Below are 20,017 nucleotides of genomic sequence, written 5' to 3' on the forward strand. Positions count from 1 at the left end.
ATGCTCTACCTTGGTTGGTAATTACAACATTTAATTGAAAACTATCCAAGGTTGTTGTAACATCAGTTGGATTGGTAAAAACCAAATTTGGAGAAATCATTAAATCAGGTTTCCTAGGAGAATTTATTATTAATGCCGGATCACCATGCAAAGTCATCTCTAAACATACATCCTTAGAATCTGTATTATTTGGATTTTGAGTTTGAAAAATGGTTCTACTGATAATTTCACCAACTGTTTTACCATAAAAATTTTGTCCGAGATTTTTAAAAAATGCAGTAGAATAAACATGCAAATATTGCTGAAGTCCTTTTGTAATCTGAGCAAGAAAACCTATTCCTCCTTTACCATCCAATAAAACCCAAGGCTCACTTTGACTTTGTCCATCATCAGGCAAATGAATATCACCAGCTAAACAAGAATTTGCTACGATAAATGGGTATTTTCCTTGATTGTTATAGGTACTTGGTTCATCAGTACTTACGTCAAAACCACTTCCTGCGGCATGACCGAAAAAAGTCATAATAGAAACTCCACTGTTTACAAGGTTTCGAATACTATCTGCCAAAGAAATATTAATTGGTGCCGAAGTTGTACTTTGGAAAGTATGCACGATTCCCCCAAACAAAGTATCCTCCAAGGTATTTTTATATGAATTCAAATAAGATAACAATGTTGATTGTTCTGCAGGATTGGAACCTCCTGAAAAATGCGCAATTTGCTTCATCCAAGGTTGAGGATCCGAGGCAGCAGTTTCATACTCTATTACCTTGTTATGATACCAAGTTACATGTTCTGGAACCTTTGCGGCTAATCGTCCAATATATACCCCTGTTTCCCACAATCCTCCATTTATTCCGGATGTAATAAGATTATCACTACTTGGAAACCCCCAAGTAGGGACTAAATTCTGAGCTGCGTAAACCGGATTGGTTCTCCATTTCATTTGAAAATCACTCATAACAGATTTCCCAATAATAAAAAGATGGGTACTGCTCCAAACATCCTTTCCATATTCGGCAAAACGGCGAATTGCCAATGGATTTTGCTTAATTCCATGCGAAAACTGGTCATATAACTCCGCAATATCTATAGCCATACCAGGCAATCCTTGACTAGTTCTATAGGCTGCATATGATTGCGCTTCTGCCATTAAACTTTCATGACTAACAATTAAATGTTTTGGATTGGATAAGCTAGTTAAGTTGGTAAAATATCCATTGCTTCCACATGGAACCATATTGGAAATAGGTAGTGCCTGACCTTCACCTGTGAAAATACATTCTTTTAATCCTCCATTTGGAATTAAAACTGAAAATGTACCACCAGACCCGCCAACAGGTAAACGCTTGTGATTAGTAAGATCATAAACATAGGATGTGTTTTGATTCCCTAACACGTTGGTGAAGTCAATTCTATATTTAGATTGTGAAGGATTATCCTCCAAAAGAAACCTAAAGGTTCCAACTCCACCACCATTTGGCTGTTTTGGATATCTAAGCCAAACATAGGAAATTGCCTTTTTGTTTGAAGAAACAGACATTGGATTGCTCAATCCCAAAAAGGTGAAATTAGAGGTGGCCCCCAAATTAGCTGAAGAAATAGAAACACTAAATTTTGCTGCTAATGACCCAACCCAAGAAGTATCTAATTGATTTCCATTTGGCAAAGCTATTCTTAACGAATGGCCATCTTTTGAGGTACCAACGACACAAGCTCTAAAAATAGCATCATATCCTGAAACTGAATTTGGGGTTGAAATTGCTTTTGTAACAGAACCACCTATACCGAATTGATTGGTGGTTTCAATCCAACCTTCACCACTCACATACTCCGGATCTGTAACTCCATATGCATTTGTTGGTCCAAGAAAATAACCAGTAGGAAACTTTTGTATTACATCACTCCAAATATGGTTGGTTGAATTATAGGAATTAAAATTCACATCAGTTTCTAGTGAAAACCGATTATTATTAATTCCAGATGAAATTGTAAAAAAATAATAAGCCGTATCTGTATATAAACTATGAAAAGGATTGGTAATTGCAGATGGAGTTTGATAAACTAAGCTATCTAAATAGCCATCATTTGACATGGCATAAAACTCTATATAATCACTTTGATCAAAAGAGCCATCATTTTCTCCTGAAATATAAAGATATTGTTGAACCCCGCGACCATAAATCTGAAACCTCCTAGGATCCTGGCCATTAATCTGAATTCCTGCATTCAGCAAATCAGAATAAGTAATCCTGTAAATACCTGTTTGAACAATAGGAAATTTAAAATAGACTTGTGAATAATCAATCCATTCATTGCCATATGGCTGGGAGACTGATTGAAAGCCAATAAGTACTAATCCTAATAATCCTAAAATTCTTTTCATCAAGATTTTTTATTTAGATCAAACTTTAAAGAAAAAACATGGCTATACTGAGCAACCGATACGTTTCCAATATTGGTGAAAGCATAATCTACATAAAAATTCTTTATCCTAAACCCTGCCCCAATATTTGGCTGAATGGTTGAAATCTTCTTACCTAAATCATCTGTATATGTTTGAAAATTACCAACTCCGGTCCTTATAAAAACGATGTTGCTATAAGCAAATTCTACACCCAAACGAGGGTCTATACTTATTGGATCTCCTTTTATCAAAACATTCCTTTTTCCATCGGTGGTCATTTCAAAATTTATCTCCGGATAACAAGAAAATTTCTTGTATATATTAATCTTCCTACCTACTCCTAAAATAAATCTTGGCAATGTAACTTCTAATGAATTTGTTGGAATTTCATTGCCAGTTTGTTGAAACACTTCTTTTGTTCTCTCATCCAAAGAAAAACTCCATGCATTGAATGTGCTGGTAACATCCCTTGCCATTAAACCAAATTTCCAAGCTCCTCTATCGTACTGAACACCAAAATCGAGACCAAACCCAATGGCATTTGCAAACTTACCAACCTTTCTATAAACTATTTTGACATTAGCCCCATATCGAAGGCCCTCAATTTTAGTCTTCCTGGAATACGTTAATAAAAAGGCATAATCTGAAGCTGAAAATTTTGTAATTCGATCATAATTTAAATTACCATTATTATCTATCAGCTCTGTGGTATTTGGAATATTGTCCACACCAAATCGTATAATACTCAATCCAATCGAAGTGTTTGGATTCAATGCATGGGCAACTCCCAAATAATCATACTTCGCTATTCCAGCGAAATACTCCGAATGCATTAATCCTACGGAAACTAAACTTCTAACATTAACAAGCCCCGCAGGATTCCAATAACCGGATGTTACATCTCCAACATGAGCAACTGATGCATTGCTCATTCCCAATGCTTTTGCACCAACCCCAATTTGTAAAAACTCATTACTATACTTAGGTGCTTGGGAATAAACAATTTGAAAAGTAAATAAAACTAAAATTTTGGCAACGATTAGTACTTTCTTCATATACATAGGTGGGGTGTTATTATGGTCAGCCCGCATAACTGCAAATTTTTAAATCTATTGCCTCCGAATTCAACTTTTTTTGAAGAGTTGCTAAATTGGTTTTGAACAATTTGCTTAATCGAAAAACTCTTTAACTAGGTTTCATAAATCCAAACAAAAAAGCATAAAATCAATACTTTTGCATACTTGCAAATTCGTACTGGAAAATATTTCTCTAACCTAGATGGACTCAGGTTCATTTCATTTCTCTTTATTTTTTGGGGCCACTCATTAGATTCCGAAAATGCACTGGTTAAAAATTCAGAACTCTATCTTTGGATAAAAAACTATGTATACATTCTTGGGAAAACTGGATTTAGCTTTGCATTTGTATTATCGAGCTATATAAACACTTTTGTTATCCTCGAAGAAAAAGAAAGGACAGGTACTTTCCACCCACTGAAATTCTATATCCGTAGGGCACTTCGAATCTGGCCCCTTTATTTTATTATGATTGCCTTATGCTTTATTGGCTTTCCACTTCTTAAATCAATCTTAGGAGAACCTTACCATGACTCAACACCCTGGTGGCCGTTTGTAACCTTTACCGGAAATTTTTATCTTATTAATCATGGATTCCCATACTTACCTGCTATTTCTGTACTCTGGAGCATTAGCGTAGAAGAACAATTTTATCTAGTGTGGCCTTGGTTATTATGGCTTTTTGATAAAAAGAAATTAGGGCTAGTACTATTACTTATCACAGGTTTCTTTCTATTTACATGGCAATTTTACTCCAAATTAAACATCTTCTTTCACACCCTTTTTATGTTAGGTGATATAGGTATTGGAGCTTTTTTTGCCTTTTTATCTTTCCAACCTAATTCAGTTGTATTTCAGAAACTATCTAGCCTTAGCAAAAACTCGATTCTTATCCTTTATATTTTTTTTATAACCAGTATTCTTTTCTATCATCCAATTTTTGAAAACAATCTATTGCCTCCATGGCTAAATCTTTGTTTTGAAAGACTTACCCTAGCAAGTTTTCTTGGGTTCTTCATTTTTGAACAGAATTTTTGCTCCTACTCCATAGTAAAATGGGGGAATTTTAAACGAATAAGCCAACTAGGTTTAATTAGCTATGGACTTTTTTGCTTTCATGAAATTGGACTTCTAATCTCAAAACGAATAATTGAACTTTGTGGATTCCATAACCCAATTTTACCTGAATTATTCTTAAAACCTGTACTAGGGTTTATATTAATTGTTCCAATAAGTGCAATTAGTTTTTATTATTTTGAAAGACCTTTGTTAGAATTAAAACAAAAATTCTATGGAAAATAAGTTATTCCTCTAAATTGCAATTGGGATTGGTTCTTAAACTAGGTAAAACCGATTTTCTTACTGGATACCATTTTACCATTCTATCAACGGAAGCAAAATCTAATCCACCACCTTTCTTAAAAATATAATTTTCACTTAAAGTTTTTACAGCCTTTTCCTTTGAAAAAGTGGTAACTTCCGGATATGCAACCTTACCATTTGAAAAAATAAACTCTCCTTCCTTTATTTGAACAAACCACTTCCCTTCAATTCCATTTACATTCCATCCTGACCCATTTCTTGTAATTATAGCACATTTCTCCTCGCCCAAAAAAATGGTATCCCCTTTTAATTCAGCAATTGACTGTGATTTGGAATAGAATGATCCCAGGACCATTATCAAAAGAATTAGCAATACTCTCATTGGGTCAAAATTAATGCATTTGGCTTAAAATACACTCCATTAATCCTTTTTTTAAAGGAACTTTAGCCATCCATCCCAATTCCCGACGGATTTTAGTCAAATCTGCTATCTTACCTTCAATTGAATCCTTGCCTTTTGGATAATAATCCATTAAATATTGAATTGGATAGTCCTTTATTTCAAATCCATTTATGGCTAATACCAATTCGGCTAGACCTATCATACTTATTTCATCTTCTTCGCTACCTTGAACATTGAAAATCTGATTTTTCACCTTAGAATTCCTAAACATTTCAACTAAGGCTAACACGGCATCATCTATAAAGGTAAATATCCGTTTTTGACTCCCATCCCCGTGTATCTCAATTGGCTTTCTCAACCTCACATTTTCCAAAAAAGCTGATTGAACACCTCCCTTCCAGGAAGGATGCTGCCTTGGACCATAAACACTAAACAAACGAGCAATTGCAAATGATAAACTTTCCTGTCTGGATAATGCCATAATTAATTGTTCTGAATGTATTTTGGATGCTGAATAAACCCACCTCTTATCCATTGGGCTACCAATTGAAATTGGATCATCTTCTTTAAATGGAACAACACACATGGGTCCATAAACTTCAGAAGTGGAAGAGAAAACTAATTTCGCCTTTGTTTGTAACCAAACATTTGAAACCCAGGCCAATGTAGTCATTCCTTCCCGAATGGTACGATAACCTTCATCATCCAAAGCCCTCGGTATTTTACCAGAAGCCAAATGAAATATACCTTCCAATGAACCTAGTTCATCTAAGGTAACTTCTTCTAAATTCTTTTTTATTAAACGAAATTTTTCATTCTGAAGACATTTCTCCAAATTAATTAAAAACCCATTCGAAAAGTTATCAATTCCTATGACAGAATAGCCAAGTTCAAGCAAACGTTCACATAAATGGCTACCTATAAAACCAGCCGCTCCGGTAACTAAAACCTTTCCTTTTTCTTCCATCTTTCTCTGTAATTTTCAGGAATTAGTTGAAATGGGACTTTCCTTCTAAATATCAAATATAAGATATAAACCGGAAACACAAAATTGATTGGTTTACCAGGTTTATTGCGCAAACCCCAAAATGACATTTGAAAAGCGCGTTTAAAATCATATAAATTTAAAAACTCAATCGATGTATATCGGTAAAACTTTGAACTGTCCTCTTTAAATGGTTGCTCCAATTGCTTAATTTTTTCTTGCAACCAAAATTGATTTTCCTCCTCTAATAAATACATATTTTTTTCTATCCATACCTTCCTTATGAACTCGATCGCAGGTAGAATTATAAAAAAATCTATATTCTTATGTCTCATATTGTAAAGCTTAACCTGGCTATCATACATCCGATAAACATACAAAGGCTCCCGAATATGTTCTCCTTTAAAATTCCTTGATATCCTAAACAACCATTCGTAATCCTCTCCCCCCTTCCTCTCAAAAAAGGGATGATAAAAGCCAACCTTATTCAATACTTCACGTCGTATAAAAATAGTTGCCCCACAAACCCGAATTTTATAATTTGAATCTAACCTGAACCTCTCTAAATCAACAGGCTCAATAATACTTGATAAAGATCTGCCCGATTTGGATATCCGTCGAAAATCAGTGATTACAAATCCAATTTCAGGATTCATTCTAAAGGCCTCCAAACACTGTGCTATCCTCCCGGGCTCTGAAAAATCATCAGCGTCCTGAAAACTCACAAAATCACCACTCACCTTTTGAAATAGCTCATTGCATGTTGCCAAGTAACCCAAATTCTCTTGGTGATAAAACTTACGAATCCTATGATCATTGAAACTCTCCATGATAGATCTGGTTTCATCGGTACTTGCATCATCACAAATCAACAACTCTATATTTTGCCAGGTTTGATTTAGAATACTAAAAATTGCCTCCTTTACAAAAATACCGGCATTGTAACATGGCATGATGATACTCACCAAAGGCTTGCTTTCTTGAAGTTCCATGGAAGCTGTGGTCATGCTACTTTGTTGATCTTATCCAATTAATTAAAAATCCGGGCAACAAAAGTACCTTTAGAAAACACACTACCAAACCTTTTGTATCCCATGCCCCTCCCCTAATGGCTTTCCATGCTAATTTCCTGGCTTCTTGGTAAGATGCCTGGGCATAAAGATCCATTGATTCTTTTCCAAAATAATACGACTGTAACAGCAAAACAGCTCCGGCAATTTTATTTTGCTCCTTAACTCTTAGCTCAATCCGTTTATCTTCCTCCTTAAATCTTCCTCCATCATTCTCAGTTTTTGACCCTGAATGCAATCGGAAAACTGCAGTCGAAAAAGAAACAACCGCTACCTTATCTTGTCCATATTTAGCCAAATAACGAATCCATAAGTCTTTATCCATCGAATAATGAAACTCCGTGGACACACCTCCCAATTCTTCCCATATCCTTTTTAAATAAAACTGTCCGGGCTGCCCCATACTACCATAAACAATGGTTTTTTCAGTACAACTTTCAAGTCTAGTTTGTGAAAATTCATCCTCCATTCCTTTTCCTTGCCTTAATCTCAAAACTTTCGAACATACTACTTCAAAATTTGATTTTGAAAAAACTTCGTTCACCTTACTTAAGGCTTGAGGTAATAAATAATCATCTGCATTTAACCAATTAACAATTTCACCTTTAGCTTTTTTCATCCCCTTTCTTATAGCATCCGATTGTCCAAAATCTGGTTCGGAAACCCAGTAGCTAATTTGTTTTTCATATTTCCTTATTACCTCTACTGTTCTATCATTACTTCCACCATCAATAATTATTAATTCCTTTTCTTCATGATCCTGACTCAATACCGACAAAATAGCTTCCTCCAGGTATTCCTCCTGATTCAATACTGGTATGACAATCGATATGAACAATTAAAAACAATTATTTGTTTAACGACAATGGATGAACAAGCGGGAACTCCATCCCCTCACCTACTTTGTTATATAAATAAGGTATGGTTTCGAATGTATGTGTTGCCTCCGGACCATATCCAATATTCTCTACTAAATTTCTTTTAGGAATAATACATTTCATACGATTGGCCATTATTGAACCTTCCCATTGGTAATCCCAAGTATTTATGCTTCCTTCAAAGGTGCGCTGATACTGAGTTTGCTTATGTTTGGCCAAAGATTGATGTGCCAACTTAAAATAATCTGAATCACCCAATGCTGGCCAATAACGCATTTCTATATCATACCTTTTCCATGCTCTTCTCCAACTAGCCCAGCCCCAAACATTGGAAGTTAACATACTCCCATAGGATGCTCCATCTTCAATATATCCATTGTTATTTGTTCCAGAAACTAGGGCAATAGAATCATCCGATCTATAACGATGAAGCAAGACGGAGGCGTACTTGAAAAAATCAGGATGTGGTAAGGTGTCATCTTCTAATATGATACCTTCTGATTCCAGTTCAAAAAAACGGGAAATTGCCTCACTAACAGCCTTTTTACACCCCAAATGACACTCCTGCTCCCATCGTATCAATTCAACATTACGTGGTATTGAATCCAAAATTTCCTTTACCTTAATCCAATTCATTCGGTTCTCAGGCAAAAAACCGTCTTGTGATACATAAATCCTATTCGTACCTGACTCCAAAATCCGATTGAGAACTTTCCGAGTTTCTTCCGGTCGTTTGTAAACCAAAAATAAAACTGCTGGTATTTGCATTTCTTAACTCTTTGAAACATCACAAAGGTTCTACTTTTTGACGAATTCCTTCCATAAAATAATCATTCTATTAAACATTTTACAGGTATCTGATGCTTACCATCAAACAATCACCGGATTTCGATTCAAATAGAACATGAAAAGAGAGACAGGGCTTGTAAAAAAATACTCCAACCTTTAATTAACCTTGATTTATGCAATAATTTACCACGGCCATTTAAAAGGACATTCCTTAACAAACCATTCATCAGTACCATTTCAGTAATTTCCTGCAGACCCTAGCAACTGCTGGTTTCTACTATTTGCAAATACTTTTTAAACAATTTATGCTTCGCAATAATTGGCCTAAAAAGCTTTTCTACAGGCATTTACCAATGTTCTTTTCAACATAGTTTTTGGACCATTACCCAACTAACATCGGTATTAGATTGGTCGAGCACAGCCAAGAGCACTGAATCAGAAGATGGTAAATACCCCCCTTTGCAGTAAACAAATAGATACTGTTAATGGTATGTTTAAATATTACATTTTGAGGTTGCACCTCGGGCAACGATAGAGGCAAGTAGCCCACAGGACCACTACGGCTTTAGCCTAGGGGGACGAGGACTACAGCCGATAGCGTGACCCGAACGCCCATGCAGGTTGTTTTGAAATTAATAAAAGCTCATTGGGCGGAGGGGGCCCGCATACCAAGAAATATAAAACATCCATTTGTAATTAATGACATATTAGATTAACACCAGTTAGGTAAGCTACTTGAACAATTTCTGAATCAATTTTTACTACATTTGCATAACTAGTTAAAATGGTAGAAAGAATTAAAGCACTCTTTGAACAAAAAGCCTATGGGGTATGTGAATGGCTTGGTGAAAAATTAGGTATAGAAAGTTCTAAAATCCGTTTATTCTTTATTTATACATCCTTCCTTACCATTGGCTCTCCGATTATAATTTACATGGTTCTAGCCTTTTGGATTGAATTAAAAAACTTAATAAACGGACGTAGAAACCGAGTGTGGGATTTATAAATTCCTACAATCTTTCAAATGGCAAAAACTTAGCCAGTTTCTCAATTAATTCGCCTTGTTTAAATGGCTTAGAAATATAATCATTTACTCCGGCTTTATAACACTTTTTTGCATCTTCAATACTGCTATTGGCAGTAATTGCAATAATTGGTAAAGCCGCCTTCACCTGAACTTCTCCCTTACGGATTTGCTCAGTTGCTGTATATCCATCCATTTCCGGCATTTGCATATCCATTAACACCAAATCAAAATCACGTTCTTCTAACAATCGCAATGCCTTTTCACCATTATCGGCCAATTCAGCAACCATATTAAGCTTTTCCATAATCCGTTTCATTAGTAACTGATTTACAGAATTATCTTCGGCTATTAAAACCCTGGCCCCTTTAAAGTCATACTGTGGCTCATCTTGATATACTTTCTTGGTACCTGCAACCTGAAAACTATCGAGCTTTTCAATTCCAAACAATAAACTAAAATAAAAAGTACTACCTCTACCTTCTTTGCTATCTACCCCAATTGTACCTCCCTGTAGTTCAATCAGTTGCTTGGTTATTGTTAAACCCAAACCGGTCCCTCCAAACTTCCTGGTTGTTTCGCTACTAGCCTGGGTAAAACTATCAAAAACAAATGGCAATTTAGCTTCAGGTATTCCAATTCCTGTATCCTTAATAATAAAATTCAACTGAATACCTTCCGGCTTTTCCACTCCTTTTTCTATGGTAATTTCTACTCTTCCTGAATCAGTAAATTTAACAGCATTACCAATCAAATTATTTAAAATCTGAGACAATTTTACCGAATCTCCGGAAATTTCGTTAGGAATACGTGGATCTAATGCAAAATGGATATTGATTGATTTCGCTTTTGCCTTACCTTCATGCAACTTTACAACACTTTGAATAAGCTCTTTCAAGTTGAATTTCACACGTTCAAACTCCATTTTACCGGATGTAATTTTGGCTAAGTCCAAAATATCATTCAAAATCACTAACAAATTATCTCCGGAAGTACGGATAGCCTTTAACATTTCAAACTGACTCTCATCTAACTGACTTTGAAGCAACACCTCAGTTAAACCGACAATTCCATTCATTGGTGTTCGTATCTCATGACTCATATTTGCCAAAAACAATTCCTTTGCCTTGGCAGCTTCCTCAGCCAAATTTTTTGCCTTTAACAACTGATCCTGGGTCTTTTTGGCGGTTGAAATATCCCTTAATACAGTAGAAAAAAACATCAGGTTGCCACGCTCATCCTTATGAGCAATTACTATTTGTGAGCATGGTATTATAACAGATTCTTTCCCAATAATTTCCATTTCACCTATCCATGAACCTTCCTCCCTTGCCAACCTAAATGCCTTTGTTAATAAGCCCTGAATGTCAGGTTCAGAATTTACGGCAGTAATAAAATAGGTATTGGTATCCATTTCTCCCATTCTTTCCTTAAATGCCTTGTTCGAATATATTACCTTACCATCAGGGCTTATCATTGCAATTAAATCTCCACTTTCTTCAATGACCTGATGCAAGTTTTTCACATTCTGCTCAGCTACCTTTCTTGCAGAGACATTTCGAACATGTAACAACATAGCAGGTTTTTCACCATAGTGAATATGACTGCATTTTATTTCTACTGCTAAAGGTTTATCGCCCTTACGCCATGTATAACTCTCCAGAATATCAATCTCACCATTCACCATCCGTTGAAAATCTTCTGCCACTTGCTTTTCAAATTCTTTAGGTGTAATTTGCAGTATATTCTTGCCTAATAACTCATCAATTTCCATGTTCTGCATAGCACAGGCTTCCGGATTTACTGCTAAAATATTCCCTTGATAATCTTCTACATAAATGGCATCAGGAGAATTATTGAATACCTCCTTGAAATTGCCTTCATAATATTTCATCAGCTTCTCCAACGATTTGCTGTGTGAAATATCCTTCATAACAACAACTACCTCATCTATTTCCTTTCCTACTTGTACGATTGGACTAAAACTTAATTCCAGGGTGGAATTATTTGCAAATTTCAAACTTTCAATAACTGTAAATGAATCACCACCAAATGCACGATTCAAATACGATTCCAACAATTGCTTCTCTTCTCCTGTCGAACGCTCCATCAAAACCATTCTATCTCCTTCTACCGGCTCTATTCCAAACTTCTTTCCCAAAAAACCTTTATGACCTTTATTAATTGAACGGTACCTAAACTCTTTGTCAACACTAAAAATACTAAACCCTGCATTATCCATTAAGGTATTAAACCGTTTGTACTCATTTGAAAAATTGGGTAGTTCTGCAATCTCTAACTTCCTTTCCAACGTTCCCAAATAGGCCAAAGTCATTCCTTGAACTTCAATTTTTGAAAAATTTAAAACTAAGTCAGGATGATTAACTAAATTAACTTTCAACCTCCATGTACCCTCTGTTAATTGTCCTTTCTCCTCCTTTAATTTAACCAATACTAAATTTCTATCCTCCTCCGATAATAAATTCAACCACTGCATACCCTTCCACTTGGAAATATCCAGATCATCCAGATTGGAAAACACTTCATTTTGATAAACCATTTGACCTGAATTATCAAAAACGGCAATAGGACTGGGCAGTGACTCCCCTATAGTCCGCACAATTAAGTCAAAATTTGGTAGCGAATTGTTATGCATGAGGTCGTTAACATCTCTGATTATCCCAAGAATATGGACTGGAGCTCCATTTCTATCACGGTTATAAATTAATTCTTTAGAATGTACTGAAATAACTTTTCTGTCTTTTCTGACAAGACGAAAGGAAATTTCAGATGTTTGGCTTTCAGGTAGGGTGGATAATTCTAGAATATGTTTCTCGACCTTTGCTAAGTCTTCATGAAAAATAAATTGCTTTAAACTTTTTTCCTTTAATTGTTTATAATCTTCCAAGGTATAACCTAATAGCCTCGACATTTGTCTGTTCAGAAACAAATTCCGATTACTTTCTAAATCATACACAAACAAAGCATCCGGTAGAGTGTCCAAAATACTTGTTACCTTCTGATCCTTTGCCACATTTTGATGGGCCTTAAATAACTCCTTCGGTATAGCCCTCGCCGAACCTATAACTTGGCTAGGACGCCCGGTAATATCCAAACTGAATATGGTAAACTTTATATGCAGGAACACCCTTGAGCCATTTTTGTGCTTAGCCCTTATAAATACCTGAATCGCCTCATCTTTCTTTAAGTTCGGAAAACTCTCTACCATATGTTCAATTTGACTCAAATCCTCCTGCTCCACCATATTCGTCCAAAAGGAACCACCCATTTGTATTAATTCCTGATTGGTATAACCCAACAATTCCTCTACCTGATCATTGGAATATATAATGCTTAGTGTGTCAACATCTAATACGGTTATTAAATCATGCTGATAACTCACCAACTTCTTAATAAATCTATCCTTATTCTCCTCTTTCCTTTTCAATTCGTAATGCTCACTCAAATCATGCCACACCACCAAACGGTATGATTTGTTTCGAATATTTACTTTGGTGATAGTAACCCTTACCGGTAATTTTTGCCCATCAGATGTTTTATGATTCCATTCTGTTACCACCGTATTATTGCCGGCAACCATTGCATTCACCTCCTCTCGCTTCTCTTCCAGTGTTTTACCATTCGGTTGGCTCTCATGGCACAAATCTATAGGTTCCTTCCCAACGATATAATTCTTATTCTTTGCTTTCAACAGCTTAACAGCCTGTTGATTACAGTCAACAATTTTCGACTCTTCTAACAACAACATCCCATCAGAAGAATGCTCAAACAAACCTTTAAACAATTCCTGCTGAGATTTCACATTGCTTAAATCATTCAACAACCAAACTTCTGTACCCCCTAATTCAACCCCAGCAAACTCCATCTCCACTTGCTTCCCATCTTTCCTAGTGATAGGCGTAATTTGCGAGGATGGGAAACTCTTATTCCGATCGTTCTCATAAATCATTTTTACCACATCGTGGTTTTTCCCATATAACTTTTCAAACCAATCATCCAAGGTTTGTAATTCATTCCTTTCATACCCCGTAATTCGTTCTGCAGCCCTATTTAAGGTCAATCTACCTCCTTCTACAAATACTGCTCCCGATGGTAAATTTTCCAATATTCGATACAACCTGTCCTGGGACTTCTTCAACTCCAACTCTGCAATTTTCTTCTCTGTAATATCCTGAACACTGCCCGTACAACTTTCTAAATTCCCATGCCCATCAAAATAAGGCCTGGTATAGTTTTCAACATACTTTATCGTACCATCTCTTAACCTTAAGCGATAATCCAAATGATAAGGCTGCCCTTGTGATAAAAATTTGGCAGTCTCTTCCATAAAATATTGATAATCATCCGGATGAATTAAACTATAAAACAACTCCTCCGACGCTAATTCCCTTCTTGGATCAATACCGTAAATACGATAGGTTTCCTCACTCCAAATATCCTTCCTGGTTAAAAAATTAAACCTAAAATGTCCCAATTTTGCCAGTTGTTGCGATTGCTTTAACAACGATTCACTTTCTGCCAATTCTGTTTGTGCATAAATCTTGGCATCCATTGCCTTCCTTATTTGCCTCAATCCCCGCAATAAATACTTCACCACCCCTTCCGACAAATCTTCCCTGAACATGATATTCACATTCGAATCTGCCGTCAAATAATCAAAATTTATCTGCTCCTGTTGTGACGCTAAAAAAATTATCGGAACCTGAACATTTAACTCTCTGATCTGACGATATAAAACCTCTGCATCTTGTAATCGTTTATCCAAATCTACCAACACCATATTCACCTCGTTGTATTCCAGCGGCAATTCAAACAATTCCAAATAATTGCTTCTATCTAATATTACAGGCAGTCTTAATTCACCCGAAACCTTGGATATCAACCCGCTAAGCTGAGCATTATCCGACAATAACAATATGAAAAATGGTTGAGTCAAGTCTGTTGATTGCCGCATTTCAACGAGTCATTAGCTAAAACGTTGCCCTAAAAGTTGTAAATATTTAAACATTCCGACAAACGACCCTAGTTTAGTTCTTAACAAGTAATCCATACTGCCCTAAATTCTATTTTTTTTGGGGCGGGTCCCTTTCGCAAAATTATTGGCACTTTTCCATTATTTTTAATGGCTCAAGGTCGGGCTATCGGCTGTAGTCCTCGTCGCCCACAGGCCCGAAAGGATTCGGGCCTGTGGGCTCCTGTGGGCTACTTGCCTCTATCCCTACCCGACACAAGCCCATACCAACGGTTTCCTTTCAAAAATTTCCAGGTCTTTGGATATTCCTTGCTTCTCGTTACCTAAGGTTTATCTGAGTTCCTTCTGCTCCTAAGATAGTTTCGAATTATTCCCAATTCACCGGTTCAAAACAAAACTGACAGGAAGTAATACATTCAATAATTTTCATTTTTTTTGACCTGCATTTCGCCAAACCATGGCTCAAAAAAGAAAAAACCAGGAATTCAGTTGCATGGTAAAAGAAGCTACCATTTCTTTTACCGACACCGGAAAAGGTTATCCCAACATAGTGCTACTACATGGTTTTTTGGAATCCAAACAAGTGTGGAAAAATTGGATTACTTCATTTCCCAAATCCTATCGCATTATAACCATCGACTTACCGGGACACGGACAATCAGACACCATTGGTTATTACCACTCCATGGAACTGCTATCTGATATTGTCTTGGGCGTGCTCAAACACATCGGAATTAGGAGGTATTTCCTTTTTGGACATTCGATGGGAGGTTATGTTTCCCTTGCTTTTAACGCAAGGCACCCAGAACATCTCAAAGGATTGGGGCTAATACAATCTACACCTTTAGCAGATAGCCCTGAAAGAAAAAAAATACGCGACAAAGCAATCAAATTAGTAAAAAAAGACTTTAAAAAATATGTGGATGTTACCCTCACAGCACTTTTCTCTAATTCCTTCAAAAAGAAAAACCCAAATCTAATTAATCAGATGCTGAAGCTTGCCCAACAAATGAGTCCACAATCCATTGCAGCATCCTTGCATGGTTTAAAAGACAGGCCATCGCATGTATCAACCCTTCAAAACTCTTCCACACCTTGTCTACTTCTGGCCGGCGAATCAGATAAAACTGTACCTCTTTCCGATCTCCTCCATGTATTTGAAACGAGCCCCAAAACTGAAATAATTATTATACCCAATGGCAGCCACATGGCCTATTTGGAACAATTGGATGATTGCATCACACCCTGTATACAGTTTATTAAAAACCACAGTTCTGGATTACTAACTCAAACATCCTTAGTTAATACCTGATTTTTTGCTTGGTATAACTTAACTTTTTAAGGACCTTTATATTAAATTAGAATGCTCTTTTCTTACCTGATCACTGAATTTAAGTCAAACTTACCGTTAAAAAACCTAGATTCATTCAGAAGTTAATAAACCTATTAGGACAGCGCTTTCAACTATTTATAAACTGTTCGGGACAAAACAAAGAAGCTGGACCCTTTCCGGGTAGGGATAGAGGTAAGTAGCCCACAGGCTCACGCAGCGTTAGCGGAGTAAGCCGAGGACTACAACCGATAGCCCGACCATGAGCCAGTTTAAATTAGGGAATTGCCCAAAAACCAATGCGAATGGGACCCGCCAAAATCAAAAAAAAATCAAACCCATTCCAAAACAAACCTTGACCCTTTTGGCAAATTATCTTCAATGCTCAATTGAATTTTGGCCATTTGACACAGATTTTTCACAATATAAAGGCCCAATCCCGTTCCTTTTGATTGGCGTGTTTCCTCATTTCCTATTCTATAAAATTTTTGAAAAACTTTCGTTCTTTCAACTGAAGGAATTCCGGGTCCCTCGTCGGCAACCACTAAGACAAACTTCCCTTGTTGACGATTCAAAGCAACCATCACCTTAGACCCAGGCGGAGAATACTTAATGGCATTTTCAAGCAAATTACCCAATATAATTGAAAAAACCTGTTTATCAAAACTAGCAAAAAGATCAGGTTCAATATGGGTTTCCAGTTGATGCGAACTCAAACCTTGCTGAAAATGTGCCCGGCAGATTTTTTGGACGTATTGACTCAGATGGTCTTGTTCCATGTGCAAAGAAAACCGGCCACCATCGAGACGAGAAGCAGTTAAAATATTATCAATTAAATTACCAAGACGTTCAGTATCAGACAAGGCATGTTTAGTTATTTCCTTTTGCTTTTCAGGATTCAAATCGCGTTTCAACAAGGTTTGCAAATACAATTTTACCGATGCCAACGGAGACTTTAACTCGTGTGTAACAGAAAGCATGAAATTTTTCTGTTGACTTTGAATGGCGATTTCACGTTTAAAACTTCGGAGAATATAGAAGGCGCCGGCCAATAAAAGAATCAAGAAAACGGTTCCTTCACCTGCCACCATAATCATCTTCGATTCGATGGCCGCTTCAATGTTTTGGGTTTGGCCTGCTTTAAGCCCCTGGTAAGCAGCCAACTCAGATCGAAGCTGAATAATTTCAGAATTTAATCGAACAATGCTATAGGCCCACCAGGAGAACTGAAGCAGCACGTAGGCAAAAAGCAAATAAAAAACCGGGAAAATGCGTTGCCTTTTTGACATTGCTTAAACCAGACTAAGCTTTAACATATTGGCCCCACCCCGTTCAGAAATTGGAATACTAGCCACATTCACCACCCGGTCGCCAGTTTGAAGGAAGCCATCCTTTTTCAATTTATGTTTCAGGTCGGCTATGGTATGGTCGGTACTAACATATTTATCATAGTAAAAACCCTTTACTCCCCAAACCAGATTTAAGGTATTAAGGATTGGACGATTATCGGTAAATACATAAATTCCGGCTTTGGGGCGATTGGCAGAAACTTTGAAGGCAGTAAAACCCGAGTGAGTCATAGTAATAATGGCTTTGGCCTCACTTTGTCTGGCCAAGGTAGTTGCAGTGTAACAAATAGACTCGGAAAGGAAACGATCAGAGTCTTTAGAAGGCGGGTTATCCCTTTCAAAAACACTTTCAGTTTCCTCCACATGAAGGATAATTTTATTCATTGCTTCAACCACTTTAGCCGGATGTTCCCCAACGCTTGTTTCACCGCTTAACATTAGGGCATCGGCGCCGTCGAGTATGGAATTAGCCACATCATTTACCTCTGCTCTTGTTGGAGAAACGTTGGTAATCATACTTTCCATCATTTGAGTTGCAATAATAACAGGCTTAGCAGAAGCCAAGCATTTTCTAACGATCATTTTCTGAATGCCTGGAACTTTTTGCATGGGTATTTCAACGCCCAAATCGCCACGAGCCACCATTACTGCATCAGTTTGTTCAATAATGGAATCAAGTTCTTCCAAAGCTTCCGGCTTTTCTATTTTGGCAATAATTTTTGCTTTTTTACCCGATGCATCAATTCGATGACGAAGTTCAATAATATCCGAAGCAGAGCGAACAAAAGAAAGACCAATCCATTCAACATCATTTTCCAAAGCAAAATCCAAATCCTTTAGATCCTTTTCGGTTAATGAAGGCAATGAAACTTTAGTATTGGGTAAATTAACCCCCTTTTTGGATGACAACTTTCCACCATGAACAATTTCAGCTTTAACCAAGTCTTTTCCATTGGTTTCCAAAACTTTAAAAACCAATTTACCATCGTCAACCAAGATAGTTTCGCCTTGTTTTACATCCATTGGAAATTGCTGATAGGTCATATAAACTTTTTCAGAATTGCCTAAACATTTTTCTGTGGTAAATAAAAGGGTATTACCTGTTTGAATGTCACAAGAACCATTTTCAACTTCCCCGATTCGAAGTTTTGGACCTTGTAAATCAGCCAAAATTGGAACAAATAAGGAATGTTTCCTATTAAGCTCTCTAACAGTTTCGATAACTGATTGATGTTGTTCGTAGGAACTATGGGAGAAATTTATTCGGCAAACATCAAGTCCGGCAAACATCATTTCTTCCAATACTGCTTCTGAGGATGATGCAGGCCCTATGGTGGCTACAATTTTAGCTCTTTTTGACATATTTTCACACTTTTAATACAGGAGCAAAGGTAAACTTGTTTGTAACTAGTTTGCATGTTGATTACTTAAGTTAATGTTAAGGAAAATATTGAAAAGTTTTTTTCAAATTTGGCCAATGAATATTTCAAAGCCATTTTGGATTATAGTTTTATGTTTTTTGCCTGGAATACTTAGGGCCGGAAACGAAAATTTCCAGCTTGGATCGAGAAGTGCGGCTTTAGGAGGTGCTTCTGTTTGTTTATCAGATATTTGGTCATTAGGAAATAACCAAGCAGGATTAGGCTACATAAAAAATATCAGTTTGGGCGCCTATTATGACAATAAGTTCCTTTTAAAGGATTTGAACACCGGAGCAGCAGCAATTGCAATACCAATTAAAAAGCTAGGTGTTTTAGGGCTTTGTTACACCCAAACAGGCAGTAAATTATATCGGGAATCGAAATACGGTTTTGCTTATGCCAGGGCATTTGGTGAACACATTTCAATTGGTATGCAGATCAATTACCAAAGTGTTTTTATTGGAGAGGGTTATAATAACAGGAAAGGATTATTTACCGGGGAAATTGGCATACAAGCAAAAGTATTTAGAAACTTAACCTTGGGTGCTCATGTGTACAATCCAACTATGACCAAAATGAATGATTATAACAATGAGCGAGTTCCTGTCATTTTCAAGTTAGGGTTATTATATCGATTTTCGGAGAAAGTATTTATTGCAGCGGAGGGTGAAAAAGACCTGGATTACAGACCCTACTTTAAGATTGGTATAGAATATATGCCAGTAAAACAAGTATTTATTCGAACCGGGATAAGCACCAACCCATTTCAAAATGGCATAGGAATAGGGTTAAAATTTGGAGGCTTAAAAATAGATGTATCAAGCACGATCCATCCTCAACTAGGAGTTTCACCTCAGATGGGATTATGCTATTTGTTTGGTAAGGAAATTGAAAATCCGGTTAAAAAGTAGCTGTTATACATTCAATCTGGCAAGTAATACTGTTTCTTTGAGGAAAAACAATATTTTT

At 36.6% G+C, this 20,017-nt stretch carries 14 protein-coding genes; 4 read left to right on the forward strand and 10 right to left on the reverse strand.

Going from position 1 to position 20,017, the window contains the following annotated elements; translation table 11 throughout:
• The coding region (locus K1X82_05365; protein MBX7181519.1) for a hypothetical protein at positions 1–2,386 on the reverse strand (2,386 nt) is incomplete at its 3' end.
• Complete coding sequence (locus tag K1X82_05370) at positions 2,386–3,462, reverse strand: PorV/PorQ family protein (GenBank protein MBX7181520.1); 1,077 nt, start codon at positions 3,460–3,462, stop codon at positions 2,386–2,388. The genes K1X82_05370 and K1X82_05365, both read right to left, overlap by 1 nt.
• Positions 3,463–3,648: 186 nt before the next feature.
• On the opposite strand from K1X82_05370, the gene K1X82_05375 reads away from it, so the two are divergent.
• Positions 3,649–4,785: an acyltransferase gene (locus K1X82_05375; protein ID MBX7181521.1), complete on the forward strand. Its 1,137-nt coding sequence runs from the start codon at positions 3,649–3,651 to the stop codon at positions 4,783–4,785.
• A 1-nt stretch (position 4,786) separates the two neighbouring features.
• Here the strand turns inward: K1X82_05375 and K1X82_05380 are convergent, their stop codons facing one another.
• From K1X82_05380 to K1X82_05400, 5 genes are read right to left on the reverse strand one after another with little or no spacing between them, the layout of a single operon-like run.
• On the reverse strand, positions 4,787–5,188 hold the full coding sequence (locus K1X82_05380; protein MBX7181522.1) for a hypothetical protein: 402 nt from the start codon (positions 5,186–5,188) through the stop codon (positions 4,787–4,789).
• A gap of 10 nt (positions 5,189–5,198) precedes the next feature.
• On the reverse strand, positions 5,199–6,176 hold the full coding sequence (locus tag K1X82_05385) for an NAD-dependent epimerase/dehydratase family protein (protein ID MBX7181523.1): 978 nt from the start codon (positions 6,174–6,176) through the stop codon (positions 5,199–5,201).
• Positions 6,152–7,201, reverse strand: a complete 1,050-nt coding sequence (locus K1X82_05390; GenBank protein ID MBX7181524.1) for a glycosyltransferase — start codon at positions 7,199–7,201, stop codon at positions 6,152–6,154. Before K1X82_05390 ends, K1X82_05385 begins: the two co-directional genes overlap by 25 nt.
• 1 nt (position 7,202) lies before the next feature.
• Complete coding sequence (locus K1X82_05395) at positions 7,203–8,102, reverse strand: glycosyltransferase (protein MBX7181525.1); 900 nt, start codon at positions 8,100–8,102, stop codon at positions 7,203–7,205.
• 10 nt (positions 8,103–8,112) lie between these two features.
• Complete coding sequence (locus K1X82_05400) at positions 8,113–8,778, reverse strand: hypothetical protein (protein ID MBX7181526.1); 666 nt, start codon at positions 8,776–8,778, stop codon at positions 8,113–8,115.
• Positions 8,779–9,715: 937 nt separating this feature from the next.
• Here K1X82_05400 and K1X82_05405 point away from each other — a divergent pair.
• On the forward strand, positions 9,716–9,937 hold the full coding sequence (locus tag K1X82_05405) for a PspC family transcriptional regulator (protein ID MBX7181527.1): 222 nt from the start codon (positions 9,716–9,718) through the stop codon (positions 9,935–9,937).
• 4 nt (positions 9,938–9,941) lie between these two features.
• Here K1X82_05405 and K1X82_05410 read toward each other — a convergent pair whose 3' ends face one another.
• On the reverse strand, positions 9,942–14,930 hold the full coding sequence (locus K1X82_05410) for a PAS domain S-box protein (protein ID MBX7181528.1): 4,989 nt from the start codon (positions 14,928–14,930) through the stop codon (positions 9,942–9,944).
• A 475-nt stretch (positions 14,931–15,405) separates the two neighbouring features.
• Between K1X82_05410 and K1X82_05415 the strand changes: the two genes are divergently transcribed.
• Positions 15,406–16,260: an alpha/beta fold hydrolase gene (locus K1X82_05415; GenBank protein ID MBX7181529.1), complete on the forward strand. Its 855-nt coding sequence runs from the start codon at positions 15,406–15,408 to the stop codon at positions 16,258–16,260.
• Between the two features lie 350 nt (positions 16,261–16,610).
• Here the strand turns inward: K1X82_05415 and K1X82_05420 are convergent, their stop codons facing one another.
• Together K1X82_05420 and pyk are read right to left on the reverse strand one after the other, a co-directional pair.
• A complete protein-coding gene (locus K1X82_05420) occupies positions 16,611–17,567 on the reverse strand; it encodes a HAMP domain-containing histidine kinase (GenBank protein ID MBX7181530.1) in 957 nt (318 codons plus the stop codon).
• Positions 17,568–17,570: 3 nt separating this feature from the next.
• Positions 17,571–18,989, reverse strand: coding sequence for a pyruvate kinase (pyk, locus tag K1X82_05425; GenBank protein ID MBX7181531.1), 1,419 nt, complete (start codon positions 18,987–18,989; stop codon positions 17,571–17,573).
• A gap of 115 nt (positions 18,990–19,104) precedes the next feature.
• On the opposite strand from pyk, the gene K1X82_05430 reads away from it, so the two are divergent.
• Positions 19,105–19,959, forward strand: a complete 855-nt coding sequence (locus K1X82_05430) for a hypothetical protein (GenBank protein MBX7181532.1) — start codon at positions 19,105–19,107, stop codon at positions 19,957–19,959.
• Positions 19,960–20,017 lie beyond the last annotated feature (58 nt).

The sequence above is a fragment of the Bacteroidia bacterium genome (assembly GCA_019695265.1).
GTDB lineage: Bacteria > Bacteroidota > Bacteroidia > JAIBAJ01 > JAIBAJ01 > JAIBAJ01.

Coding starts and splice junctions, on each gene's coding strand:
- K1X82_05380 (MBX7181522.1), bottom strand. CDS start 5,188: ATGAGAGTATTGCTAATTCTTTTGATAATGGTCCTGGGATCATTCTAT.
- K1X82_05420 (MBX7181530.1), bottom strand. CDS start 17,567: ATGTCAAAAAGGCAACGCATTTTCCCGGTTTTTTATTTGCTTTTTGCC.
- K1X82_05415 (MBX7181529.1), top strand. CDS start 15,406: ATGGCTCAAAAAAGAAAAAACCAGGAATTCAGTTGCATGGTAAAAGAA.
- K1X82_05400 (MBX7181526.1), bottom strand. CDS start 8,778: ATGAATTGGATTAAGGTAAAGGAAATTTTGGATTCAATACCACGTAAT.
- K1X82_05385 (MBX7181523.1), bottom strand. CDS start 6,176: ATGGAAGAAAAAGGAAAGGTTTTAGTTACCGGAGCGGCTGGTTTTATA.
- pyk (MBX7181531.1), bottom strand. CDS start 18,989: ATGTCAAAAAGAGCTAAAATTGTAGCCACCATAGGGCCTGCATCATCC.
- K1X82_05370 (MBX7181520.1), bottom strand. CDS start 3,462: ATGAAGAAAGTACTAATCGTTGCCAAAATTTTAGTTTTATTTACTTTT.
- K1X82_05390 (MBX7181524.1), bottom strand. CDS start 7,201: ATGACCACAGCTTCCATGGAACTTCAAGAAAGCAAGCCTTTGGTGAGT.
- K1X82_05405 (MBX7181527.1), top strand. CDS start 9,716: ATGGTAGAAAGAATTAAAGCACTCTTTGAACAAAAAGCCTATGGGGTA.
- K1X82_05430 (MBX7181532.1), top strand. CDS start 19,105: ATGAATATTTCAAAGCCATTTTGGATTATAGTTTTATGTTTTTTGCCT.
- K1X82_05410 (MBX7181528.1), bottom strand. CDS start 14,930: ATGCGGCAATCAACAGACTTGACTCAACCATTTTTCATATTGTTATTG.